The organism is Cellulosimicrobium sp. BMG9.22 (genome assembly GCF_059159975.1).
Genome location: NZ_JBZGBY010000012.1, coordinates 53204 through 76099 on the forward strand (window position 1 = coordinate 53204; position 22896 = coordinate 76099).

At 73.2% G+C, this 22896-nt stretch carries 21 protein-coding genes; 10 read left to right on the forward strand and 11 right to left on the reverse strand.

Annotated features, from left to right (window positions below):
• Window positions 1–100: 100 nt before the first annotated feature.
• Genes narI through AC4H2H_RS10245 form a run of 4 tightly spaced genes read right to left on the reverse strand, consistent with a single transcriptional unit; the run spans window position 101 to window position 7719 of the window.
• Complete coding sequence (gene narI / locus AC4H2H_RS10230) at window positions 101–859, reverse strand: respiratory nitrate reductase subunit gamma (RefSeq protein ID WP_494370700.1); 759 nt, start codon at window positions 857–859, stop codon at window positions 101–103.
• Complete coding sequence (gene narJ / locus AC4H2H_RS10235) at window positions 856–1608, reverse strand: nitrate reductase molybdenum cofactor assembly chaperone (RefSeq protein WP_494370701.1); 753 nt, start codon at window positions 1606–1608, stop codon at window positions 856–858. Before narJ ends, narI begins: the two co-directional genes overlap by 4 nt.
• Entirely contained in the window at window positions 1605–3434 is a 1830-nt protein-coding gene (narH, locus tag AC4H2H_RS10240; protein WP_494370702.1) for a nitrate reductase subunit beta, read from the reverse strand. Before narH ends, narJ begins: the two co-directional genes overlap by 4 nt.
• Before the next feature lie 16 nt (window positions 3435–3450).
• On the reverse strand, window positions 3451–7719 hold the full coding sequence (locus tag AC4H2H_RS10245) for a nitrate reductase subunit alpha (protein WP_494370703.1): 4269 nt from the start codon (window positions 7717–7719) through the stop codon (window positions 3451–3453).
• 133 nt (window positions 7720–7852) lie between these two features.
• Between AC4H2H_RS10245 and AC4H2H_RS10250 the strand changes: the two genes are divergently transcribed.
• Entirely contained in the window at window positions 7853–8362 is a 510-nt protein-coding gene (locus AC4H2H_RS10250) for a MogA/MoaB family molybdenum cofactor biosynthesis protein (protein WP_494370704.1), read from the forward strand.
• Between the two features lie 7 nt (window positions 8363–8369).
• On the opposite strand, the gene AC4H2H_RS10255 is transcribed toward AC4H2H_RS10250, so the two are convergent.
• From AC4H2H_RS10255 to moaC, 4 genes are read right to left on the reverse strand one after another with little or no spacing between them, the layout of a single operon-like run.
• Window positions 8370–8606 carry a MoaD/ThiS family protein gene (locus AC4H2H_RS10255; protein WP_494370705.1) on the reverse strand — a complete coding sequence of 79 codons (237 nt, stop codon included), beginning with the start codon at window positions 8604–8606 and terminating at the stop codon, window positions 8370–8372.
• Window positions 8607–8620: 14 nt separating this feature from the next.
• A complete protein-coding gene (locus AC4H2H_RS10260) occupies window positions 8621–8914 on the reverse strand; it encodes a DUF6457 domain-containing protein (RefSeq protein ID WP_494370706.1) in 294 nt (97 codons plus the stop codon).
• Window positions 8911–9660, reverse strand: a complete 750-nt coding sequence (mobA, locus tag AC4H2H_RS10265) for a molybdenum cofactor guanylyltransferase (RefSeq protein WP_494370707.1) — start codon at window positions 9658–9660, stop codon at window positions 8911–8913. The genes AC4H2H_RS10260 and mobA overlap by 4 nt, the downstream gene beginning before the upstream one ends.
• On the reverse strand, window positions 9660–10130 hold the full coding sequence (moaC, locus tag AC4H2H_RS10270) for a cyclic pyranopterin monophosphate synthase MoaC (protein ID WP_494370708.1): 471 nt from the start codon (window positions 10128–10130) through the stop codon (window positions 9660–9662). Before moaC ends, mobA begins: the two co-directional genes overlap by 1 nt.
• 91 nt (window positions 10131–10221) lie before the next feature.
• Between moaC and AC4H2H_RS10275 the strand changes: the two genes are divergently transcribed.
• Window positions 10222–10893: an AIM24 family protein gene (locus AC4H2H_RS10275; RefSeq protein ID WP_494370709.1), complete on the forward strand. Its 672-nt coding sequence runs from the start codon at window positions 10222–10224 to the stop codon at window positions 10891–10893.
• Between the two features lie 5 nt (window positions 10894–10898).
• On the opposite strand, the gene AC4H2H_RS10280 is transcribed toward AC4H2H_RS10275, so the two are convergent.
• Entirely contained in the window at window positions 10899–12245 is a 1347-nt protein-coding gene (locus AC4H2H_RS10280; RefSeq protein WP_494370710.1) for a molybdopterin molybdotransferase MoeA, read from the reverse strand.
• Window positions 12246–12353: 108 nt separating this feature from the next.
• Between AC4H2H_RS10280 and AC4H2H_RS10285 the strand changes: the two genes are divergently transcribed.
• The 3 genes from AC4H2H_RS10285 to AC4H2H_RS10295 all read left to right on the forward strand — a co-directional run bounded on the left by AC4H2H_RS10285 (window position 12354) and on the right by AC4H2H_RS10295 (window position 15174).
• Window positions 12354–13103, forward strand: a complete 750-nt coding sequence (locus tag AC4H2H_RS10285; protein WP_494370711.1) for a PAS and ANTAR domain-containing protein — start codon at window positions 12354–12356, stop codon at window positions 13101–13103.
• Between the two features lie 49 nt (window positions 13104–13152).
• Window positions 13153–14013: an SDR family oxidoreductase gene (locus AC4H2H_RS10290; protein ID WP_494370712.1), complete on the forward strand. Its 861-nt coding sequence runs from the start codon at window positions 13153–13155 to the stop codon at window positions 14011–14013.
• A gap of 312 nt (window positions 14014–14325) precedes the next feature.
• A complete protein-coding gene (locus AC4H2H_RS10295; RefSeq protein ID WP_494370713.1) occupies window positions 14326–15174 on the forward strand; it encodes a GAF and ANTAR domain-containing protein in 849 nt (282 codons plus the stop codon).
• A gap of 16 nt (window positions 15175–15190) precedes the next feature.
• On the opposite strand, the gene AC4H2H_RS10300 is transcribed toward AC4H2H_RS10295, so the two are convergent.
• Complete coding sequence (locus AC4H2H_RS10300) at window positions 15191–15910, reverse strand: PAS and ANTAR domain-containing protein (RefSeq protein WP_494370714.1); 720 nt, start codon at window positions 15908–15910, stop codon at window positions 15191–15193.
• Between the two features lie 101 nt (window positions 15911–16011).
• Here AC4H2H_RS10300 and AC4H2H_RS10305 point away from each other — a divergent pair, with 101 nt between their 5' ends.
• From AC4H2H_RS10305 to AC4H2H_RS10325, 5 genes are all read left to right on the forward strand, one after another.
• Window positions 16012–16533, forward strand: a complete 522-nt coding sequence (locus AC4H2H_RS10305; RefSeq protein WP_494370715.1) for a DUF6328 family protein — start codon at window positions 16012–16014, stop codon at window positions 16531–16533.
• A 155-nt stretch (window positions 16534–16688) separates the two neighbouring features.
• On the forward strand, window positions 16689–17126 hold the full coding sequence (locus tag AC4H2H_RS10310) for a hypothetical protein (protein WP_494370716.1): 438 nt from the start codon (window positions 16689–16691) through the stop codon (window positions 17124–17126).
• A gap of 67 nt (window positions 17127–17193) precedes the next feature.
• Complete coding sequence (locus AC4H2H_RS10315; protein WP_494370717.1) at window positions 17194–18153, forward strand: hypothetical protein; 960 nt, start codon at window positions 17194–17196, stop codon at window positions 18151–18153.
• Complete coding sequence (locus tag AC4H2H_RS10320) at window positions 18150–19463, forward strand: peptidoglycan-binding domain-containing protein (RefSeq protein WP_494370718.1); 1314 nt, start codon at window positions 18150–18152, stop codon at window positions 19461–19463. Before AC4H2H_RS10315 ends, AC4H2H_RS10320 begins: the two co-directional genes overlap by 4 nt.
• Window positions 19460–21505 carry an ABC transporter ATP-binding protein/permease gene (locus tag AC4H2H_RS10325; RefSeq protein ID WP_494370719.1) on the forward strand — a complete coding sequence of 682 codons (2046 nt, stop codon included), beginning with the start codon at window positions 19460–19462 and terminating at the stop codon, window positions 21503–21505. The genes AC4H2H_RS10320 and AC4H2H_RS10325 overlap by 4 nt, the downstream gene beginning before the upstream one ends.
• Before the next feature lie 61 nt (window positions 21506–21566).
• On the opposite strand, the gene AC4H2H_RS10330 is transcribed toward AC4H2H_RS10325, so the two are convergent.
• Window positions 21567–22805 (reverse strand): MFS transporter, encoded by a 1239-nt coding sequence (locus AC4H2H_RS10330; RefSeq protein WP_494370720.1) that lies wholly within the window; start codon window positions 22803–22805, stop codon window positions 21567–21569.
• Between the last annotated feature and the right edge of the window lie 91 nt (window positions 22806–22896).

Below are 22896 nucleotides of genomic sequence, written 5' to 3' on the forward strand. Positions count from 1 at the left end.
AGGAGGCGTGCGGAGCGCGGTTCCGTGCGCCGCGCCCGCGAATTCACCCGTGCCCGGGGCGACCGCTCGGCGTCGGCTTCAGTGCCGGCTCAGCGCCGGATCAGCGTCCGCCGGGGCGCTCCGAGGGGTCCCACCCCGGGCGAGGGGCACGCGCGGCGACGGTCGTGTCGCGCGAGCGGTACACGATGTACGGGCGGAACAGGTACGGCGCCGGGGCGGAGAACGCGTGCACGAGCCGCGTGAACGGCCACAGGATGAACAGCAGGTTCGCCGCGACGATGTGGAGCTGGAACGCCGCGGGCACGCCCTCCATGAGCGCGGGCTGCGGCTGCAGGTACCAGAGCGACCGGAACCACGGCGAGATGGTCTCCCGGTAGTCGTACCCGTGGTTCCCGGCGAGGAGCTGGGTCTGGACCGTCGCCCACGCGCCGATGAGGATCGACGCCGCGAGGAGCACGTACATCGCCTTGTCCATGCGCGTGGTGGCACGGAAGACGGGGCCGGTGGTGCGCCGTCGGTAGATGAGGATGAGCATCCCCGCGACGAGCGCGACGGCCGCGATCGACCCCATGTACGTCGCGACGAAGTGGTAGGCGACCTCCTTGATGCCCACCGCCTCGGTCCACGACTTGGGGATGACGAGCCCCATGAGGTGCCCGAGGATCACGAAGAGCAGCCCGAAGTGGAACAGCGGTGAGCCGAGTCGCAGCAGCCGCTTCTCGTAGAGCTCGCTCGACCGTGTGGTCCAGCCGAACTTGTCGTACCGGTAGCGCCAGACCGACCCGACGACGAACACCGCGAACGTCACGTACGGGAACACGACCCACAGCAGGATCTCGCCCGTGCTCACGTCGCTCATCGCGCCACCTCCTCGCCCACCGTCCGGCCGCCGGCCGAGGCCCCGTACGGTGCGAGCGCCGTCGGCTCCAGCCCGACGAGCTCGGCCGGCGGCCCCGCCGTGACCAGCTCGACGTATCGCTCCTGCGTGCGCTCGTCGAGCGGCGGCAGCGTGAGGCACACCGCCTCGACGACGCCCGTCCACGGGCTCGACATGCTCGCGAGCGCGGTCCGCAGCACCTCGATCCCGTCGCGGTGCGACGCGAGCAGTCCCGCCGCGATGAGCGCGTCGTCGCCCGTGGCGCGCGCGGAGAACTCGAGCACCGTCGGCAGGTAGTCGGGGAGCTCCGAGCCGGTGATCTCCCAGCCCGCCGCGCGGTACGCCTCGACGAACGCGACGAGCGCCGTCCCGCGCCGTCGGGTGTCGCCCGCCGCGTAGTACGACAGGTACATCGAGCACTTGCGCTTGAGGTCGAACGTCGCGACGTACCGCGCCTGGAGTTCGCCCAGCTCCGCCGTCATGAGCAGGTCGCAGAACGCGTCGAGGCGCTCGCGGACCGGGACGGGGAGACCGGACGCCACGGAACGCACGGCAGGGACCGCGGCGAGCGCGTCGTCGTCGGGGTAGGCGAGCAGGAGCGACGCGGCCATGTGGGCCGTGCGCCGCTGCGTGCCCGACGACGGCACGGGAGCCAGGTGGTCGGGTTGCGGCCCGCTCGGCCTCGCGCCGGGCCGCAGGGCCGGCGTCGGGAGCAGCGCGCGCGCCCTCATCGGTCCACCCCGCCGGAGCCGTCGCCGCCCCCGGTGCCCGGGGACCGGGGGCCCGGAGCGCCGGTGCCCGGACCGCCGTCGTACAGGGTGTCGTGGCGCGCATCCTGCCGCCCGCCGGGCAGCGACCCGGGCGCGCCGGCGGCGATCCCACCCGACGCGCCGACCCCGCTCTCCTCGTCGGGCGGGAACAGTCCGGGCGGGCGGCCGTTGCCGTCCCAGTTGAGCAGGTTGACCCGTCCGGGGGTCGAGGGACCGTACGGGCTGTCCGCCGTCTGCCGGGACTGCAGCACGTGGAAGTTCTCCACCGCGACGGGCACCGGGCTCCCGGACGTGTCGCCGAACGGCCCCGCGCCCGTCAGGCCCATGCCGCCCATCCCGGGTCCGCCGTCGACGTCGAGCGAGCAGGACAGCTCGTCGAGCTCGCGTGCGATCTCCGTGTGGGCGGTGGGGATGACGTAGCGGTCCTCGTACTTGGCGATGGCGAGAAGGCGGTACATCGCCTCGATCTCGGTGCCGGTCATCCCGACGGCGGCCGGGATCTCCTCGGGCAGGGTGCGCCCGAGGTTGACCTCGCGCATGGCGGAGCGCATCGCGGCGAGGCGGCGCAGGACGCGTTCGACGGGGGCGGTGTCTCCGGCGGTGAACAGCCCGGCGAGGTACTCCAGCGGGATGCGCATCTTGGAGATCGCCGCGAACAGCGTGCGTCCGTCCTCGCCGTCGTTGCCCGACGCCGCGACGACGTCCACGACGGGCGACAGCGGCGGGATGTACCAGACCATGGGCATCGTGCGGTACTCGGGGTGCAGCGGCAGGGCGATCTCGTACCGGCTGATGAGGTCCCAGATGGGGGAGCGCTGCGCGGCGTCGATCCAGTCGTCGGGGATGCCCTCGGCGCGCGCGGCCGCCACGACCTCGGGGTCGTGCGGGTCGAGGAACACCGAGCGCTGCGCCGCGAGGAGCTCGTGCTCGTCCTCGATCGCCGCTGCCTCGCCCACCCGGTCCGCGTCGTAGAGGACGAGGCCGAGGTAGCGCAGGCGTCCGACGCAGGTCTCGGAGCACACCGTGGGCAGGCCGACCTCGATGCGCGGATAGCAGAGCGTGCACTTCTCGGCCTTGCCGGTCTTGTGGTTGAAGTACACCTTCTTGTACGGGCAGCCGGTGACGCACATGCGCCAGCCGCGGCACGCGTCCTGGTCGACCAGGACGATGCCGTCCTCCGCCCGCTTGTACATGGCACCGGACGGGCAGGACGCGACGCACGACGGGTTGAGGCAGTGCTCGCAGATGCGCGGCAGGTAGAACATGAACGTCTTGTCGAGCTCGGTCGCGACGTGCTCGGACATGTGCTGCAGCACCGGGTCGTCGGCCATCGTCTTCGTGGACCCGCCGAGGTCGTCGTCCCAGTTGGCCGACCAGGAGATGTTCAGGTCGTCGCCGGTGAGCAGGGACTTGGGCCGGGCCACGGGCGTGTGCTGACCCTGCGGAGCCGATAGCAGCATGTCGTACTCGTACGTCCACGGCTCGTAGTAGTCGTGGATCGAGGGCAGCTTCGGGTTGGAGAAGATCGTCGCGAGCTTCTTGAACCGCCCCCCGGCGCGGAGCTTGAGCTTGCCCTTCTTGGTCCGGACCCACCCGCCCTGCCACTTCTCCTGGTCCTGGTAGGTGCGGGGGTAGCCGAGGCCGGGACGCGTCTCCACGTTGTTGAACCACACGTACTCCACGCCCGTGCGGTTCGTCCACGCCTGCTTGCACGTGACCGAGCACGTGTGGCATCCGATGCACTTGTCGAGGTTCATCACCATCGACATCTGCGCCATGACTCTCATCGGTCCACCCCCTCTCTCAGTACCGGACGTCCTGCGACCGGCGGCGGATCACGGTCATCTCGTCGCGCTGGTTCCCGGTCGGGCCGAGGTAGTTGAACGCGTACGACAGCTGCGCGTAGCCGCCTGCGAGGTGCGTCGGCTTGAGCAGGATGCGCGTGAGCGAGTTGTGAATCCCGCCGCGCAGACCGGACGTCTCCGCGAGCGGGACGTCGATCGTGCGGTCCGTCGCGTGGTGCATGTAGACCGTCCCCTCGGGCATGCGGTGGGACACCACGGCCCGCGCGACGACCACGCCGTTGCGGTTGTACGCCTCGATCCACTCGTTGTCCGCGACGCCGATCTTCGCCGCGTCCTGAGGACTCATCCACACGTTCGGGCCGCCGCGCGAGAGCGAGAGCATGAAGAGGTTGTCCTGGTACTCCGAGTGGATCGACCACTTCGAGTGCGGGGTGAGGTACCGCACGGCGACCTCGGCGTGCCCGGCGGAGGCCGGGTAGCCCGACGGCGAGGTGTCGCCCGGGACGGGCGAGTCGCCGAACAGCCGGTGCATGTCGAGCGGCGGGCGGAAGACCGGGAGCTGCTCGCCGAGCTCGGTCATCCAGTCGTGGTCGAGGAAGAAGTGCTGGCGGCCCGTGAGCGTGTGCCACGGCTTGAGCCGCTCCACGTTGACGACGAACGCGCTGTACCGACGCCCGCCGTGCTCCGAGCCGGACCACTCGGGAGAGGTGATGACCGGCGTCGGGCGCGACTGCACGTCCGGGAACGTGACGCGCTTGCCCTGCTCGTCGAGCGCGAGGTCCGCGAGGCGCGTGCCCGTGCGCGCCTCCACGTCCTGGAACCCCTGGACCGCGAGCCGGCCGTTCGTCGTCCCCGAGAGGGCCAGGATCATCTCGCACGCGTGGGTGTCCCGGTCCAGCCGTGGGCGCCCCGCCGTCGGGCCGCTGGGGACGAGCCCGTTGCGACGGCCGAGGTCCGCGACCTCCGGACCCGGCGAGAAGTGCACCCCCTTGGTGACCATGCCCGCCTTCTCCGTGAGCGGGCCGAGCGACGCCATGCGCGCGGCGAACGCGGGGTAGTCGCGCTCGACGACGACGAGCTTCGGCATCGTCACACCGGGCACGAGCTCGCGCTCGGTCATCGGCTGCCCCGAGTCGGTGAGCGCGCCGTGCGGCACGGCCATCTCGTCCGGGGTGTCGTGCGCGAGCGGCGCGGCCACGAGGTCCTCGCGCACCCCGAGGTGGGTCGTCGCCATCTCCGACACCTTCCCCGCGAGCGTGTGGAAGATGTCGAAGTCCGTGCGCGTCTGCCACGGCGGGTTGATCGCCGGGTTGAACGAGTGCACGAACGGGTGCATGTCCGTCGACGACAGGTCGTGCTTCTCGTACCAGGTCGCGGCCGGCAGCACGACGTCGGAGAACAGCGTCGTCGACGTCATGCGGAAGTCGAGCGTCACGAGCAGGTCGAGCTTGCCGCGGGGCGCCTCGTCGCGCCACGTCATCGACCCCGGACGCCGCTCCGGTCCCGCCTCCGCCGCGTTGACCGCCGCGTCCGTGCCGAGCAGGTGCTTGAGGAAGTACTCGTTCCCCTTGCCCGACGACCCCAGGATGTTCGCGCGCCACACCGTCACGACGCGCGGGAAGTTCGCCGGGTCGTCCGGGTCCTCGCACGCGAACCGCAGGTTCCCGGCCTTCAGCTCGTCGACCACGTGCTGCGCCGGCTCCTTGCCCGCCGCGCGCGCCTCGTCGACGAGGTCGAGCGGGTTGCGGTCGAACGTCGGGTAGCTCGGCATCCAGCCGCGCTGCGCCGACTCGACGAGCGTGTCCGCCGTCGTGCGGCCCGTGAACCGCCCCTGCGCGAGCGGCGACGCGAGCGCGTCGGCCGGCAGGCCGTCGTAGCGCCACTGGTCCGTCGCGAGGTACCAGAACGCCGTCCCGATCATCTGCCGCGGCGGCCGCGACCAGTCCAGGCCGCCCGCGTACTGCGCCCACCCCGTCACCGGGCGGCACTTCTCCTGCCCGACGTAGTGCGCCCAGCCGCCGCCGTTCACGCCCTGGCACCCCGTGAGCGTCGTCAGCGCGAGCATCGCGCGGTAGATCGTGTCCGAGTGGAACCAGTGGTTCGCGCCCGCGCCCATGATGATCATCGAGCGCCCTCCCGAGTCGAGCGCGTTCTGCGCGAACTCGCGCCCGATGCGCTCGGCCTGCGCCGCGGGCACCCCCGTGAAGCGCTCCTGCCATGACGGGGTCGCGGGCGTCGTGTCGTCGTCGTAGCCGGTGGGCCACTCGCCCGGCAGCCCGAGCTCGGGACGGTTCACGCCGTACTGCGCGAGCAGCAGGTCGAGCACCGTCGTCACGAGCCTCCCGCCGACCCGCCGCGCCGGGACGCCCCGCACGACGACGCCCGCGCCCCCCAGGTGGGCCTCGGTGTCGTCGCCCGCGGCTGGGTCGAGGTCGAACCGCGGCATCGCGACGGCGACGGTCTCGTACGTGCTCGGTCCGGGGTTCCGGTCGGGTCCGGCGGCGGGGGCGGCGTCGGTGCTCGGGCTGGGGTGGGCGACCGGGTCGGGTCCGGCGGTGGCGGCGGCGTCGGTGCTCGGGCTGGCCGCGCCGTCGCCTTGGTCCGTCGGCCGTGCGTCTCGGAGCGTGGCCTTGACGCCCTTCGCATCCGACGCCGCCCCCACCGCCTCGGCCGTCGTCTCGCCTCGCGCGGTGGTCTCCGGGCCGGCCGCCACGGGTTGGGGTCGCGCGGTCGTCTCGCCTCGGTCCGCCGAGGTAGAACCCTGGTCTGCCGAGGTAGAACCGTGGTCTGCCGAAGTAGAACTCTGGTCCGGCGAGGTAGAACCGTGGTCTCGCGAGGTAGAGGTCTGGTCGGGCGGGGGAGGGGGCTGGTCCGACGACGGCGGGCGGTTCGGGATGGTGTCGCGGGTCGGGGGTGACTGGGGGGCGCCGAAGAAGGCGCCGTGGGGGTCGGCGGTCGAGAGGAGGGGGTCGATGTCGCCGAGGTCGAGGTTCCAGCGGCCCGCATCGGCCTCGCCGAAGCGGTGGCCCAGGCTGCCGTTCGGGACGCGCGGCGTGCCGTCGGCGTCGAGCACGACGGTCTTGAAGTGGGCGTTGGGGGAGGCGGCGGTGTCGTCGCCGGGGTGCCCGACGCCGTCGGGCAGGTCCGCCGCGGTGAGGAACTTGTCGGGGACGTACGTGCCGCCGGTGCCGCTGCCGTCGTCGTGCTCGGTGAGGGTGACGAGGTTGGGGAGGTCGGTGAAGCGCGCGGCGTACTCCGCGAACTGCGGGGTGCGGCGCTGCGCGTAGTGCTCGGTGAGGATGACGTGGCCCATGGCCTGGGCGAGGGCACCGTCGGTGCCGGGGTGGGGGGCGAGCCACTCGTCGGCGAACTTCGTGTTGTCGGCGTAGTCCGGGGAGACGACGACGACCTTCTGGCCGCGGTAGCGGGCCTCGGTCATGAAGTGGGCGTCGGGGGTGCGGGTGACCGGGACGTTGGAGCCCCACATGATGCAGTAGGTGGAGTTCCACCAGTCGGCGGACTCCGGGACGTCGGTCTGGTCGCCGAAGACCTGGGGAGAGGCCACGGGCAGGTCGGCGTACCAGTCGTAGAAGGACAGCATGGTGCCGCCGAGCATCTGCACGAACCGAGCGCCGACGCCGTGGGACACCATCGACATCGCGGGGATCGGCGAGAACCCCGCGACGCGGTCGGGGCCGTAGGCCTTGATGGTGTGCACGTGGGCGGCGGCGACGATCTCGGCCGCCTCGTCCCAGGTCGCGCGCACGAGACCGCCCTTGCCCCGCGCGGCCTTGTACGTGCGGGCGGCGTCGGGGTCGGTCGTGAGCAGCTCCCACGCGAGCACGGGGTCGCCCCCGACCGTGCTCTTCGCGCGGCGGTACAGGTCGAGCAGGATGCCGCGCACGTAGGGGTAGCGCACGCGCGTGGGGGAGTAGGTGTACCAGGAGAACGCGGCGCCGCGGGGGCAGCCGCGCGGCTCGTACTCGGGGGAGTCGGGGCCGACCGAGGGGTAGTCGGTCTGCTGCGTCTCCCAGGTGATGATGCCGTCCTTGACGTACACCTTCCACGAGCACGACCCGGTGCAGTTCACCCCGTGGGTCGAGCGCACGACCTTGTCGTGCGACCACCGGTCGCGGTAGAACACGTCGCCCTGGCGCCCGCCGGTGAGGAACACCTGCCGCAGGTCCTGCGACACCTCGCCCTTCTTGAGGTGCTTGCCGAGCCGCAGCAGCGCGTCCTCGACCGGCCCGTCGGACGTCGTCGTCATGTCACGCTCCTGTCGTCCCCGGCCAGGGGTCGGCGTGGTTCGGTCCACAGCCACTATGCCCAGGCGGGGGCGAACGCGCGCGCTGGAGGGCCCGCCGCACGGCGACCTCGTCGTCGGTCGTTACGGTGGCCGCATGAGCACTTTCGCCCCGGCCAGGACAGGCGCCGTCGTCGCAGTCGTCACCGTGTCCGACCGCTGCTCGCGCGGCGAGGCCCAGGACCGCTCCGGGCCGCTGCTCGCGGGGCTCGCCGAGGCCGCGGGCTGGGCGGTCGTCACGGACCTCGTGCCCGACGGCGTCGCCTCCGTCCGCGACTCCCTCACCCGGGCGGTGGCCGGGGGAGCGCGAGTCGTGCTCACGACGGGCGGCACCGGCGTCGGGCCGCGGGACCTGACGCCGGAGGGGACGCGCGAGGTCGTCGTTCAGGAGGTTCCCGGCATCGCGGAGGAGCTCCGCCGACGCGGTGCGGAGCACGTGCCCGCGGCCGTCCTGTCACGCGGGATCGCGGGAACCGCGCCCGGTCCCGACGGCCGCGCCCTCGTCGTCAACCTCCCCGGCTCGACGGGCGGCGTGCGCGACGGCTGGGCGGTCCTGGAGCCGCTGCTCCCGCACGTCCTCGCCCAGCTCGAGGGCGGCGACCACTGACGGTGGTTCAGCCGCCGGCGAAGGGCGGCAGCACGTCGACGGTCTCGTCGGCGCCGACCGGGGTGTCGTCGTTCGACGCCCGGACGCCGCCCACGAGCAGCGAGCACCGGGGGAGCACGTCCGCGAGCGCCGCGTGCCGCGCGACGAGCGTGGCGTGCAGCTCGCCGACGGTCCGGGCCTCGACGGACTCGCGCTCGGTCCCGGCGGCGTCGCGCGCGCCTGCGAAGTAGCGGACGGTCGCCATCTCGGTCCCGTCCCTCAGTCCTGCGTCTCGGCCTGCGGCGCCGTGCCGGGCAGCTCCGGCTCGGGCGTCCACGCGAGCGCGAGCTCGGCTGCCCGGTCGAGGACGTCCTGCACGGTGCGACCCGACCCGTCGTGCGCGGCGAGCCCCGCGACGTAGCCCGCGACGAACGTCGTCAGCGGCGCGGCGGGACGCTCGATGCCGTGCGCGGCGTCGCGCGCGAGGTCGAGGATCGCGCCGATGTCGACCACCTGCGGGTCGAGGTCCAGGTCGCTCGCGAGCGTGTCGACCCAGCGCTCCAGGTTCGTCATCGTGGCCTCCTGCTCTCGTGCTGCTCGCCGCTCGTCGCGCCTGCGGCTCGTCCGGTGTCGCTGCCGACGCCCGCCCGGCGGTCCTGCTCGCGGGCATCCTCCCACGTGTCGACGTCGTCGGTGGCGCCGGACTCGTCCGGCACCGCGAGCGCCGGCAGGTCGGCGAGCAGCCGGTGCACGGCCGCCCCGTGCACCGCGGGCAGCGCGGCGAGCGACTCCTCGAGCGCCGCACGCTCGTAGAGCCCGACGAGCCACTGCTCGCGCCCGCCGCGCACCGCGTGCACGGCACGCACGGGAGATCGGTCCGGCAGCCCGCGTGCCGCAGCGAGCAGCGCGGGGATCGCCTCGGCTGCCCGGGGGACGTCGCAGGCAAGGACGAGCACCCAGGGCGCGCGACCGTCGTCGGGCAGCGCGGCGAGGCCCGCCGCGAGACCGGCGACCGGCCCGCCGAACGGCGGGTCCTCGCGGGTGAGCGCGTAGCGGTCGGGGTCCGCGAGCTCGTGCGGCCCGACGACGACCGTGCGCCGTGCACCCGACGTCGCCGCGAGCGCGTGCTCCAGCAGCGGACGACCCGCGACGACGAGGCGGGGCTTGGGCGTCCCGAGCCGCTCCGCACGGCCACCCGCGAGGACGACGGCGTCGAACCGGACGTCAACCGCTCCCGACGGTTCGGCACCCGCTGCGCGGTTCGGCAGCTCCTGGTGCCGATCCGGCACGTCGGGTGCCGAACCGTCGACGGTGCGCATCACGGCTCGCGGTGCCAGTCGCCCGACTTGCCGCCCGTCTTCGCGACGAGGCGCACGTCCGTGAGCTCGACGGACTTGTCGAGGCCCTTGACCATGTCGACGACCGCGAGCCCCGCGACGGCGACGGCGGTCAGCGCCTCCATCTCGACGCCCGTGCGGTCGGCGGTGCGCACGGTCGCGGTGACGTCGACGCCGTGGTCGCCGATCTCGAGGTCGACGACCGCGCCGTGCACCCCGATGACGTGCGCGAGGGGCAGCAGCTCCGCCGTGCGCTTCGCCCCGGCGATGCCCGCGATGCGCGCGACGGCGAGCACGTCGCCCTTCGGGACCGCGCCGTCGCGCAGGGCCGCCACGACGTGCGGCGAGCAGCGCACGACGCCCGTGGCCGTCGCGGACCGGACCGTCGGCTGCTTCTCGGTGACGTCCACCATGCGTGCGTGGCCGTGCTTGTCGAGGTGCGTGAAGCTCATGCGCCCACTCTTCCACGGTCCCCGCGGATCCCGCCGCGCCCGGGGCGCGTTGCCGTTGCCACGGGCGCCCGCGTGCCGCAGGATCGACAGCATGCGTAGCTCACTCCTCGACCACGCCGAGCGCTCCGTCGAGCCCGGCAGCTTCCAGCTCCAGAACGACCGCATGCTCAAGGTGGACCTCCGCGGGACCGGCGGGTTCTTTTTCGCCAAGCAGGGCTCGATGGTCGCGTACCAGGGCGACGTCGACTTCGCGTACGAGGGCAGCGGCGGCCTCGGCAAGATGTTCAAGAAGGCGTTCACCGGCGAGGGCATGTCCCTCATGAAGGTGTCGGGCAGCGGAGACGTGTTCCTCGCCCAGGAGGCCGACCAGGTCTTCGTGCTCCACCTCGAGGACGAGGGCGTCACCGTGAACGGCGCGAACGTCCTCGCGTTCGAGAGCTCGCTCACCTGGGACATCAACCGCGTCGAGGGTGCGTCGATGATGAGCGGCGGGCTGTTCAACACGACGTTCACCGGGACGGGCGCGCTCGCCGTGACGGCGTTCGGCACGCCCGTCGTGCTGAACGTGGACGTCCCGACGTACGTCGACATGCAGGCCGCCGTCCTGTGGTCCACGTCCCTGCAGTCCACGATCCGCAAGACGGCGAAGCTCTCCGCCGCGATCGGTCGCGGGTCGGGCGAGGCGTACCAGCTCGCGCTCCAGGGGCGGGGGATCGTGGTCGTGCAGGCGTCGGAGGGGCACCCGCCGCCCGCGCAGAAGTAGACGTCTCAGGGCAGGAGGAGGACCTGGACCGGGTCGCCGGGGGTGACGGTCGTGACGTCCGGTGCGACGAGGGCGAGCGCGTCGGCGTGCGCGAGGGCGCTCACGCGGTGGGAGCCCGAGCCGTGCGGTCGGGCCGCGCCCGGCCCGGTGACGGCGCCGTCGTCGGGGCGGTGGTGGCGGGCCGCGGGGGCGACGCGGTCGCCGTCGGGCTCGGTGTGGCGGACGAGGACGAGCTGTTCGCGGCCCGGGGGGGACGGCCAGCCCTCAGCCGTGACGCGCTCGACCAGCGCGGGGCGCGGTTCGGAAAGGCCGCGCAGGCAGTCGATCGTCGGCCGGACGAACAGCTCGAACGAGACGAACGCGCTCACCGGGTTCCCCGGGAGGGCGAGCCACGGGACGCCGCGCCAGCGCGCGAGGCCCTGCGGCTTGCCGGGCTGCATGCCGACGGCGACCACGCGCGCGTCGGTCACGGCGTCCTCCCACGCCGTCCCCGCCCGGGTCGCGGGGTCGAGCACCTCGCGTACGACGTCGAACGCTCCCGCGCTCACGCCGCCGGTGCTTACGAGGAGGTCGGGCGCCCCGCCGTCGAACGCGCCGAGGAGCGCGTCGAGCGCCGCGACGAGCGCGCCGGCGGTGTCGCCGACGGCGCCACGACGCACCACGTCCGCTCCGCCCGAGCGCGCGGACGCCGCGAGCAGGACGGAGTTCGAGTCGGGGAGCTGTCCCGCCCCGGGATCCGTGCCGGGAGCGACGAGCTCGCTCCCCGTCGAGAGGACGGCCACGCGGGGTGCGCGGTGCACGGGCACGGTCGCGTGCCCCGCCGACGCCGCCACCGACACGTGGCGCGCGGTCAGCACGACCCCCGCCTCGACGACCACGTCCCCGCGCCGCACGTCCTCGCCCCGGACCCGCACGTTGCGGCGGGAGGCGTCGTGGATCGCGACCGTTGCAGGGCCGGTCCCCGGGACGCCCGGAGTGAAGCGGCCCGTGGACGTGCGCTCCACCGGCACGACGACGTCCGCGCCCGCGGGCACCGGCGCTCCCGTCATGATCCGGGCGGCCTCGCCGGCGGCGACGCGCACCTCGCCGACGTCGCCCGCGGCGACGTCCGCGACCACGCGCAGGGTCACGGGCGATCCGGGTGACGCCCCCGCGACGTCGGCCCCGCGCACCGCGTAGCCGTCCATCGCCGAGGAGTCGAACGCCGGGGCGTCCAGCCGGGAGACGACGTCGGCCGCGAGCACGGTCCCGACGGCGTCCTCCAGCGGCAGGTCCGTCGTCGACGTCGGCCGGACGAGGGCGAGCGCGTCCCCGAGGTGCTGGGCGATCGTCCGGCGCGGCTCGCGGTCCATGGCCGAACCGTAGCCGAGGTCGGGGTGCCGTCCTCGGCCGGGTGGACTAGGTTGGAGTGTGGAGTCATGAAGCGGCCCGACAACCCCCCGAAATCTGGGAGGACTGACATGGCCCCGATCTCCAGGTCTGCCGACACCCCTGAGCAGACCTCGCCCGTGCGACCCGCCGTCCTTGCCGAGGTGCTCGGCGTGGGCACCCACCTCCTCGTCGGCCAGTACCGCGTCGAGCTGGGCACCGGGACCTGGTGGTGGTCCGACGAGGTGTACGCGATGCACGGCTGGGAGCCGGGCGACGTCGAGCCCAGCCTCGACGCCCTGCGCAGCCGCAAGCACCCCGACGACCGCGCGCGCGTCGTGCGGACCGCGACCGACGCGCTGCGCTCCGGGCGCCCGTTCTCGTGCGCCCACCGGATCGTCGACGGGCACGGCAAGGCGCGCTCCGTCGTCGTGACCGGCCAGGGCCGACGGGACGCGCGGGGGCGCGTCGTCGAGATCGCCGGGTACGTCGTCGACGTGAGCCCGGTGCAGCGCGAGGCGGTCGACCGCGAGGCGAACCGGGCGGTCACGCGCGCGTTCGTCTCGGCCGCCGCCGTCGAGCAGGCCAAGGGCGTGCTCATGGCGGTCCACGGCGTCGACGACGTCAACGCGGCACGCCTGCTCGCCGAGGCCGCCAGCGAGGCCGGCGTGCCCGTCCAGGAGACGGCGGCGCAGGTCATGCGGTCGCTCGCCAAGGCGGGCGGCATCGGTCCGACGGCGGAGGCCACCGTCGCGGGCGCGCTCGCCGCCGTCCGTCCGGTCGCCCGCCCCCGGGCGCACGAGGCGCAGCTCGCGCGCCGTCGCGAGCCGTCGCGCTCCTAGGACCGGCCGACCGCTGACACCGACCGACACGACACCGAGGAGGAACGCCATGACCGACGACACCGCCTTCCCCGCCCAGCAGCAGGAGCCGCCCGGGCTCACCGCGCCGATGGACCCCACGCCCGACCACGGCGAGGAGTCCTACCGCGGCACCGGACGGCTCGAAGGGCAGCGTGCCCTCGTGACGGGTGGCGACTCGGGCATCGGTCGCGCCGTCGCCATCGCGTTCGCGCGCGAGGGCGCCGACGTCGCGATCGGTTACCTGCCCGAGGAGCAGCAGGACGCGGAGGAGACGGCGCGCTGGGTCCGCGAGGCAGGCCGCACGTGCGCGCTGCTGCCCGGGGACATCACCGACGAGGCGACTGCGCGCGCCCTGCCCGGCCGTGCCGCCGCGGAGCTCGGCGGGTTGGACGTGCTCGTCAACAACGCCGGGTTCCAGATGGCGCGCCGCGAGTCGATCGAGGACATCACGACGGACGAGATCGACCGCGTGCTCAAGACGAACCTCTACGCGCTCCTGTGGATCACGCAGTCGGCGCTCGAGCACCTCGGCGAGGGCGCCGCGATCGTCAACAACTCGTCGATCCAGGCCTACCAGCCGTCGACGTCGTTGCTCGACTACGCGTCGACGAAGGCCGCGATCAACAACCTCACGGTCAACCTCGCGGCCGAGCTCGGTCCGCGCGGGATTCGCGTCAACGCCGTGGCGCCCGGCCCGATCTGGACGCCCCTGCAGCCCGCGACGCAGCCGGAGGAGAAGGTCCAGAAGTTCGGGCAGGACACGCCGCTCGGCCGCGCGGGCCAGCCCGCCGAGGTGGCGCCCGCGTTCGTGTTCCTCGCGTCCTCGCGGGACGCGAGCTACGTCTCCGGCACGGTGCTCGGGGTGACGGGGGGCAAGCCCGTGTTCTGAGACGACGCACTCCTTCCCGAGGGTGCCGCGGACGGATCGGCCGAGGGCCGCGGTCGTCTCGGGAGGACCGGAGGGCGGGCGCACGGCGCCCGCCCGGGGGCGGGTCCTTCGCGAGAGCGACGGCGCCCGTCACGGGGACACCAGCCGCCACGCCTTGTGCGGGCGAGACGGCCCACCGCCCCCGCCCCGCCCGCGGCACGGTGCCCGGGCGGGGCCTCCGGCGCCGTCGGCGCGCCGGGCCCCTCCTTCGAGGGAACTACCATGGGGTGGCGGACGAGGGCCAGGGGAAGGCCACGCGCCGAGGAGGAAGACATGACGAGCATCGAGCAGAGCGTCGAACAGGGTGCCGTCGGCATGCCTGCCGGCCCCGAGGCCACCGCGCCGGCACCTCAGGCCGGGACCATCGCCGGCGTGCCGGAGGCCGTGGGCGGGACCGACCTTGCGGAGTCGCCGTTCGACGAGCCGAAGGTGGCGGCCCTCGTCGCCGACGCGGCGCGGGCGCTCGCGGACGAGCCGACGCTCCAGCAGACGCTCGAACGGGTCGTCGAGCTGGCCGTGACGATGGTCGAGGGCTGCGAGTCCGCGGGGATCTCGCTCGTCACGCGGGGCCGGATCGAGAGCCCCGCCGTGTCCGACCCGCTCGTGGCGCGCGGCGACGCGCTGCAGTACGAGCTGCGCGAGGGTCCGTGCCTGGACGCGGTGCACGACCACGCGCTCGTGGAGTCCGACGACGTGTCCGTGGACCGCCGCTGGCCCCGCTGGGCCCCGGCGGTCGCGGACGAGCTCGGGGTGCGCTCGATGCTCTGCGTGCAGCTCTACACCTCCGAGAACGCGCACGGCGCCCTGAACATGTACTCCACGAAGCCCTACGCGTTCGACTCCGACGCCCACCACCTCGCCTCGACGTTCGCGGCCGTCGCGGCGGCGGCGATCTCGGCCGCCCGGACCGAGGAGCAGCTCCAGTCGGCGGTGCAGACGCGCACGCTCATCGGGCAGGCGCAGGGCATCATCATGGAGCGCTACTCGCTGACCGCCGGGCGCGCGTTCGCGGTGATGAGCCGCGTGTCGCAGGACTCGAACATCAAGCTCGTCGACATCGCGCGGCAGATCGTCGAGACGCGGCGCATCCCCGGGGTCGACGAGGCGCCTACGCAGCGCTGAACCCGCCGGACCGGCGTCAGACCGCCGGTCCGCCGGTGCTCTCGGCGACGGCCGCGTCGAGGAGGCCCTCGACCCGGCGCCGGGCCTCGTCCACGACGTCCTCGGTCGTCCGGAGGCCGCCGACGAGCCGCCGGGCGAGCTCGCGCACGGGCACGTTCGCGTGGTTGGACCGCCGGCGCAGGACGTCGAACGCCTCGTCGGGACCGACCCCGTACGCGAGCATGACGACGCCCTTCGCCTGCTCGATGTCCGACCGCGACGCGTCGGCGGCACGGATCGCCGCGGTCGCCTCGCGACGCGCGGCCTCGTGGTGCGAACCGGTGACGTCGACGAAGTAGCCGGCCAGCTCCGCGACGGGAGACCCGGGGCCGGGACGGCGACCACGCGCCGCGACGGCGAGCGTGCGAGTGCGCCCGGTCGCGTCCACGATGCGGTGCATGGAGCCGAACGCCTTCCCGGTGCGCGCGATCCGCGCCAGGGCGTCGGCGGCCGGGGTGCGCTCGTCGGGATGCTTGTGCGCGAGGACGAGCGCCGTCGTCGGGACCACCTCGCCGGGCGCGAAGCCGTGCATCTCGAACGTCTCGTCGGACCACCACCAGACGTCGGTGGTGAGCTCGACGCGGAAGCGGCCGACGGGTTGCGGGTCCCCGGTCCTGAGTGCTGCGAGGATGTCCGCGAGACGGGACGGGACGACGTCACCAGGCTCGGCGACGTGGGAGGGCAGGGCGGCGTCCATCGATGGGGTCCCCAGGCTCGATCAGGAGGGAGCCGATTCCTGACCTCAGCAGTGCACGATGATGTCAGCACCTGGGCAAGCACGGACGAGACGGAGTAGGCATGAGCACGCAGGTCAGCGACGGGCGCGACGAGTCGGTCGACGAGCGGTCGGACCGCAACTGGGCGGAGCTGCTGCAGGAGCTGCGCGTCATGCAGATGGGCGTCCAGATCCTCACGGGGTTCCTGCTCACGCTGCCCTTCCAGCAGCGGTTCGCGGACCTCGACGACTTCCAGGTCACGGTCTACCTCGTGCTCGTCGGCCTTGCGGTGCTGTCCACGGGGTTGTTCGTCACGCCCGTGAGCGTGCACCGCGCGCTGTTCCGCAAGCACCGCAAGCCGGAGCTCGTCACGCTGAGCGACCGCATCGCCCGGGTCGGGATCCTCGTGCTCGCGTTCGTCGTGACCGGCACCGTGCTGCTGGTCGTCGACGTCGTCGTGAGCCGCACCCCGGCCCTGTGGGCGAGCGGGATAGCGCTCGTCCTGCTGGTGGGGTTGTGGTTCGCGCTGCCGCGCCTCGTCGCCCGCGGCTCCGTGACCGGCCCGGCCGGCGTTCATCGGACAGACCCCAAAGACGCGGTCTGAGGATGTGCCGTTGCCCCCGACCTGGCGTGCAGGGAGGGGGATTGCTGCAATCGGTCCAGATGGTGAGAAGTCGGTGACGAACGCCGTTCGGTCTGGGATGGTTTGCCGCGTTCGCCCCTCAACGGGGGGGGGGGGGTCGAGAGCGAGGAATCGCGATGAAGCGAACGATCATGGGCCTGATCACCGCAGGTCTGCTGGCGCTCGGCGGAAGCGTCGGCTTGGCGGCTCCGGCGACGGCGGCGACGTCCGACTGCCCGTTGGGGTATTCGTGCCAGTGGCGGGACGCCGGATATCGGACGGAAACGATCGAGGCTGGTCACTTCTCCTTCTACCAGTGCGAGGGATCGTTCTCGTTTCGTGCGTACGCCGGCGTCGGCGGGAACGGCTCCTACTCGGTGAGCTCGATCTCCAACAAGGGTAGGTACGAGGCTGCGGACTACTTCGTCCAGCATTGGTACTACGGCTACGCGTTCACGCTCCTGAAGCAGACAGGTGATGGCAACTTGGGTGACTCCGTAGGGAACGCCCCCGGTGGATACAACGACAACTTGATGTCTGGGCTGTTCGTCAATGCCCCGGAGGGATGCGAGTAGCTGGAGTGGCGGTCGCGGGCTGTCGAGTATGGCGCGATCGAGAGCCCCGCAACTGCGTCCTGAAGTCATGGGAGTCGACGTCGAAGGGGTCGGGTGCGGCATGCGAGTTCAAGGGTGGTCCGGGGTCGTCGGTGGGGCGGTCGTTTGCTCGGTCATCGCGGGGTGTGCTCCGGGCGAGGCCTTGGTGCAGTATCAAGGAACGGCAGCAGGGCAGGTCGAAGCAGCACGGCCGGTCGAGGGTGAGAAGAATCGGCAGAGGTGGGTGATGCCCCTGGATGCGTACTGGGTCGATATCACGCTCGGCAGCGCTGCCGAGGACGCGCTGGTCGAGGCGTGCATGCGGGACAACGGGTTCGACTACCGCCGCCCGCAGGTCGACGTCTCGGTGCGTTCGGAGACCGCGTTAGTCGGTGGGCGGCAGCTGTTCAACGTCGAGACGGCCACGCAGTGGGGGTATAGCGGGGCGCCCGACCCGAACGCCGCGATCATCAGGGCGGCGAGCGAGGAGTCGATGTCCTGGTCCCCGGAGCAGGACGTGGAGTACTTGGCGTGCCTCGACGCGGCGCGGGAGGAGCTGCCGACGGAGAGCATGCGGATCAACAACACCCTCGCCAGCTTTGCGAACTCGCCCTGGAACGGTGCCGTACGCGACCCTGCGGTCGTGGCGGCGGCCGAGAGATGGGTCGCATGCGTGCAGCCGCTCGGATTCACCGACCTCCCGTCGAGCCCGCACGGCGAGGACGGCCCGATGCCGACCGAGTCGATGCGAGCGTCGTATGGGGCGATCATCGACGGCAGAGTGAACGAGCGGACCTCGGAGCAGAAGGCGGAGGAGATCCGGCTCGCGACGTTCGACGCCGAGTGCCGGGAGAGCTCCGGGTACGCCCAGGCGCTGTACGACGCGGAATGGGACCGTCAGCTGACGGTGGTGGCCGAGAACGAGGACGCGTTGGCCGCTCTGCTCGAAGAGAAGACCGCGTACGAGAAGCAGGCCCGGGAGATCCTCGACGGCGCGGGGGTCGGGTGAGCGCACGCCGCCGCGTCGTCGCCGGGGCGGTCGTGACCGTTCTTCTCGTCGGGGGACTCGTGAGCGGGTGGTTCGCTGCGGCGAGCTTCCAGTCCCCGGCGCAGGTCGCCGCGAATGCGGCGCCTCCGCCGCGGGGCGACGTCGTGGCCGAGGTGACGTTTGGCGCGCTGTCCGAGCAGATCGTGGCCCGGTCGGACGTCGTGCGTGAGTCGGCGGCGAGCGTCCAGGTCGCCGCCGGGAGCGGTGACCAGTCCGTGGTGACGGCCGTCGGGGTCCCGGCGGGTTCCGAGCTCCGCGCGGGTGCCGTCGTGCTGGAGGTCAGCGGTCGTCCCGTGCTCGCGACGACCGGGGCGTTCCCGTACTACCGCGACCTCGTCGAGGGAGCGACCGGTCCGGACGTCGAGCAGCTCCAGCGCTTCCTGCGGGACCTCGGCTACCGCGTGGGCGGTCTGGGGGAGTTCGGCCCGCAGACCGCGCAGGCCGTGCGCCGCCTGTACCAGGACATCGGGTACGAACCGACGACCCGTGAGGCGCCCGCGGACGAGTCGCAGGCACCCGGCCAGAACGCGCCACCGCCGCCTACCGACCCTGCACCGTCGAACGGCGCGCCGTCGGGGAGCGACGGCGCGGCACCGGGCGCCGACGACGGGGGCGATCCCGCACCTGCGAACGCGCCCGCCGACGGCGCGGGGACGGACCCGGCAGCGCCGGCCGGCACCGCTGTTCCCGCACCGGTGGAGCTCGTCGTCGTGCCGCGCGGCGAGCTCGTCGTCACGGGCTCGCTGCCCGCCGTCGTCGGCGCGACGCCGAACGTGGGCGACGTGCTCACGGCCGAGAACGCGACGATCACGCTCGGGCAGGGCGCCGTCGTCGCGCAGGCGAAGGTGGCGGTCTCCGTCCTTCCCATCCTCGCTGAGGGCATGAAGGTCACGCTCACCGGCCCCGACGGCACGGTGCTCGACGCCACGCTCGGCGCGATCCCTGCACCGCCGACGGCGACCGGGGACCAGCCGGCCCCCGCCGAGGTCGGGGTGCCGTTGGTGACGGCAGCGCCGATCGACCCCGCGTGGCTGGGCGCGAACGTCCTCACGACGATCGCGGTGACTGCCGTGGCGGACGAGGCGCTGCGCGTTCCCGCGCGGGCCGTCTCGCCCCGCTCCGACGGCACCGCCGTCGTCCAGGTGCGCACCGCCGAGGGGGCGTTCCGCGAGGTCGAGGTCCGCGAGCTCGGGCGCCTGGGCGGGACGAGCGCCGTCGAACCCGTCACCGCCGACGCGCTGTCGGCAGGCGACGAGGTGAAGGTCGAGTGACGACGTTCGACCTCGCGGGGATCAGCAAGACGTACCCCGGCACGCAGCCGGTCCAGGCGCTGCGAGGCGTCGACCTGCGCATCGGTCCGGGGGAGTTCCTCGCGGTCGAGGGCCCGTCCGGCAGCGGCAAGTCGACGCTCCTCAACATCCTCGCGCTCCTCGATGCGCCGACGTCCGGCAGGTACCTCCTCGACGGCCGGGACGTCGCGACCCTGGGCGAGCGCGAGCGCGCGCGCCTGCGGGGCGAGACGTTCGGGTTCGTGTTCCAAGGGTTTCACCTCATGGACCACCGGACGGTCGTGGACAACGTCGAGCTCGGCATGCTCTACGCGGGTGTGCCCGCCGACGAGCGTCGTCGACGGGCGCTGGAGGCGCTCGACCGCGTCGGGCTCTCCGAGACCGCGCACCGCCGCGCCAGCGACCTGTCAGGCGGGCAGCGGCAGCGCGTCGCGATCGCGCGTGCGCTCTCGGTCGGGTCCGGGACGATCGTGGCCGACGAGCCGACCGGCAACCTCGACACCGCGACGAGCGAGTCCGTGCTGGAGCTCCTCACCGACCTGCACCGCACCGGCACGACGGTCGTGCTCGTCACCCACTCGCCGGAGATCGCGGCCCGTGCGCAGCGGCGCCTCGTCGTGCGCGACGGCCTCATCGTCAGCGACACCGTCACCCACACAGGCACCGGCACCGACACAGCCACCGACACCGGCGGTGGCGGGACAGGTGTGGTCGCCGGGGCAGACCCGACGACCACGGCGCCCGCGGGTCTCGACCCGCTCGACGCGCTGCTTGCCGACCTGACGCCGGAGGCGACGGGGCCCGCCGGGGCCGAGGACCGCCGTCGGGCACGACACCGGGTCGGGCTCCGCACGGTGGTGCGTGACGCGGCCGCATCGGTCGCGTCCCGCCGTGGGCGTACCGCCACGCTCGCGGCCTCCGTCGCGGTCGGGGTCGCCCTGGCCCTGACCACGGTCGGGCTCTCGGCCTCGGCGCAGGCCCAGGTCTCCGAGCGGTTCGACGCGCGCCTCAACCGGGCCGTCACCCTGACGATGCCACTCGCCACCGCCGCGGCGGGGCAGCCCGTCGTCGTCGACGGGACCGAGCCGGGCGTCTCGGGGGAGGCCGTCGCCCGGCTCGCGGACCTGCCCGGCGTGGACGCCGCGGCGCTCGTGACCCGGAACGGGATCATGACGGTGTCCCTCCCGGGCGAGGCTGCCAGCGTGCCCGACGCCTTCCTGCTCGGGGTCGGCGACGGCGTCGGCCAGGCCGCGGAGCTCGAAGTCGACTGGGCGGACGAAGCGCCGGGCCCGCTCTCCGACGGCGAGGTGCTGCTCGGTCGGGCGATCGCCGACCGGCTCGACCTCGGGCCGCTCAGCGCGCGCCCGCAGGTCGTGCTTGACGGGAGGTCGTTCGTGGTGCGCGGCATCGTTGACCAAGGCCATCGCGTTACGAACGTCATCCAGGCAGTCGTCGCGCCCGTCGACGTCGCGGCGGCGCTGCGGCCCGCCTCGGAGCACGAGGTCTACGTCTTCACCGCGACCGGCGCCGCCCAGCAGGTCGCGGCGCAGGCCCCGCTCGTGCTGCGACCCAGCGCGCCTGAGGCGTTCGAGATCACGGCGCCGCCCGACCCTCGCGGCTTGCGCGGCGAGGTCGAGAGCGACATCCGGACGATCCTCCTCGTCCTCACCGGGGTCGCGATCCTCGCCTCGGTCGTCTCGCTGACGAGCGCCATGACGATGTCCGTCCTCGAACGTTCCCGGGAGATCGGGATGAGGCGCGCGATCGGCGCCCAGGCGCGCCACGTGAGCCGACTGGTCATGACGGAGGCTGCGCTCGTCGGCGTCGTGGGCGGCGTCGCGGGCGCGGCCACAGGAGTCGCGGCGCTGCTGGCGATCACGATCGCCCGACGCTGGACGCCGGTCCTCGACGTGGGACACATCCCGGTCGCGGTCGCGGGTGGCGTCGTCGTCGGCGTGCTCGGTGGAGTCGCGGCCTCCCTGCGCGCGCGCCGTATCCAGCCGAGCGAGGCGCTCCGGGTCTGACACCGAGATAGCGACCCCGGCCGAGATAGCGACCCGCAGCCGCTATCTCGGCCGGGCGTCGCTACTTCGCGGGCTCGGGACCTGTGCGCACCCCGCGCCGGACCGGGCCGAGGGTGAAGAGCAGCGTGACGAGTCCCGTCAGCGCGAGGAGCGCGAACCCGAGGCCGTACGTGCCCTCGAACTGGTACACCGCACCCATGAGCAGCGGCGGGATGAAGCCGCCCAGCCCGCCGGCGGCGCCGACGAGCCCCGTCACCGCCCCGACCTTCTCGACCGGGGCCACGTGCGCGACGAGCGCGAACGTCGCGCCCGACGAGGCCCCGAGTGCCGCCGCGAGGCCGAGGAACGCGATCGTCCCCACGGGCACGAGCGACGGCTGGAACGCGACCACCGCGGCGAGCAGCGTGACAACGGCGAAGCACACCACCGAGACCGGCACCCCGCCGAATCGGTCGGACAGTGCGCCGCCCACGGGACGCATGATCACCGCGAGCACGACGAACCCCGCGGTGCGGGCCGCGGCGTCCGACGCCGTGAGGTCGTACGCGTTGACGAGGAACGTCGGCAGGTACACGGAGAACGCGACGAACCCGCCGAAGCCCACGGCGTACAGCCAGGAGAGCTGGAGCGTGGCGGGCAGGCGGAACGTCGCCCACGTGCGCTTCCAGAAGCCGCCCGCCGGGGCGGTCGCGCGGCCCGGCGGGACGCGCAGCAGCAGCCACGCCACGACGGCGAACACCGCGAGGATCGCCGCGACGAGCAGGAACGGGGCGGCGTCGCCCCAGGCGTCGCGGATGCGCACGGTCGTGAACGCGGAGATCGCCGTACCGCCCATGCCCATGCCGAAGATGCCGATCGCGGTGCCGCGCCGTGCCGGCGGGTACCACGCGTTGACGAACGGGACGCCGATCGCGAACGTGGTGCCGCCGAGCCCGAGGAAGAACCCGCCGACGAGCAGCGCGACGAAGCTGTCCGCGACGAGCCCGACGAAGAGCACCGGCAGGATGGTCAGCGCGGTGACCAGGGGAAACATGATGCGGGCGCCGTACCGGTCGGTGAGGGCGCCCACGGGTATGCGGCCCAGCGAGCCGACGATCACCGGCACCGCCACGAGCACGGACACCTGCACGTCCGTGAGGTCGTACTCCTGGCCGTAGGCGGCGCCCAACGGGCTGATGAGCGCCCACGCCCAGAAGTTCACCGCGAACCCGACCGTCGCGAGGGCGAGCATGAGGGTGGGGGACGTGGACGTCGTCGTCGGGGCGGGACCGGAGGCCCCGCTCGCGTCCTGCTGCGCCATGGCGACTCCTGGTGGGAGGTGCCCGGCGGCGGGCACGCGAGGTCGTTGCGTCGAGCGCCTCCCACGCTAACGACGCTCCTGACGGCGCGCG

Coding starts and splice junctions, on each gene's coding strand:
- AC4H2H_RS10280 (WP_494370710.1), bottom strand. CDS start 12,245: ATGGACCGCGAGCCGCGCCGGACGATCGCCCAGCACCTCGGGGACGCG.
- AC4H2H_RS10250 (WP_494370704.1), top strand. CDS start 7,853: ATGAGCACTTTCGCCCCGGCCAGGACAGGCGCCGTCGTCGCAGTCGTC.
- AC4H2H_RS10305 (WP_494370715.1), top strand. CDS start 16,012: ATGAGCACGCAGGTCAGCGACGGGCGCGACGAGTCGGTCGACGAGCGG.
- AC4H2H_RS10245 (WP_494370703.1), bottom strand. CDS start 7,719: ATGACGACGACGTCCGACGGGCCGGTCGAGGACGCGCTGCTGCGGCTC.
- AC4H2H_RS10315 (WP_494370717.1), top strand. CDS start 17,194: ATGGGAGTCGACGTCGAAGGGGTCGGGTGCGGCATGCGAGTTCAAGGG.
- narI (WP_494370700.1), bottom strand. CDS start 859: ATGAGCGACGTGAGCACGGGCGAGATCCTGCTGTGGGTCGTGTTCCCG.
- AC4H2H_RS10295 (WP_494370713.1), top strand. CDS start 14,326: ATGACGAGCATCGAGCAGAGCGTCGAACAGGGTGCCGTCGGCATGCCT.
- AC4H2H_RS10275 (WP_494370709.1), top strand. CDS start 10,222: ATGCGTAGCTCACTCCTCGACCACGCCGAGCGCTCCGTCGAGCCCGGC.
- moaC (WP_494370708.1), bottom strand. CDS start 10,130: ATGAGCTTCACGCACCTCGACAAGCACGGCCACGCACGCATGGTGGAC.
- AC4H2H_RS10260 (WP_494370706.1), bottom strand. CDS start 8,914: ATGACGAACCTGGAGCGCTGGGTCGACACGCTCGCGAGCGACCTGGAC.
- AC4H2H_RS10310 (WP_494370716.1), top strand. CDS start 16,689: ATGAAGCGAACGATCATGGGCCTGATCACCGCAGGTCTGCTGGCGCTC.
- narH (WP_494370702.1), bottom strand. CDS start 3,434: ATGAGAGTCATGGCGCAGATGTCGATGGTGATGAACCTCGACAAGTGC.
- narJ (WP_494370701.1), bottom strand. CDS start 1,608: ATGAGGGCGCGCGCGCTGCTCCCGACGCCGGCCCTGCGGCCCGGCGCG.
- AC4H2H_RS10330 (WP_494370720.1), bottom strand. CDS start 22,805: ATGGCGCAGCAGGACGCGAGCGGGGCCTCCGGTCCCGCCCCGACGACG.
- AC4H2H_RS10290 (WP_494370712.1), top strand. CDS start 13,153: ATGACCGACGACACCGCCTTCCCCGCCCAGCAGCAGGAGCCGCCCGGG.
- AC4H2H_RS10255 (WP_494370705.1), bottom strand. CDS start 8,606: ATGGCGACCGTCCGCTACTTCGCAGGCGCGCGCGACGCCGCCGGGACC.
- AC4H2H_RS10300 (WP_494370714.1), bottom strand. CDS start 15,910: ATGGACGCCGCCCTGCCCTCCCACGTCGCCGAGCCTGGTGACGTCGTC.
- AC4H2H_RS10285 (WP_494370711.1), top strand. CDS start 12,354: ATGGCCCCGATCTCCAGGTCTGCCGACACCCCTGAGCAGACCTCGCCC.
- mobA (WP_494370707.1), bottom strand. CDS start 9,660: ATGCGCACCGTCGACGGTTCGGCACCCGACGTGCCGGATCGGCACCAG.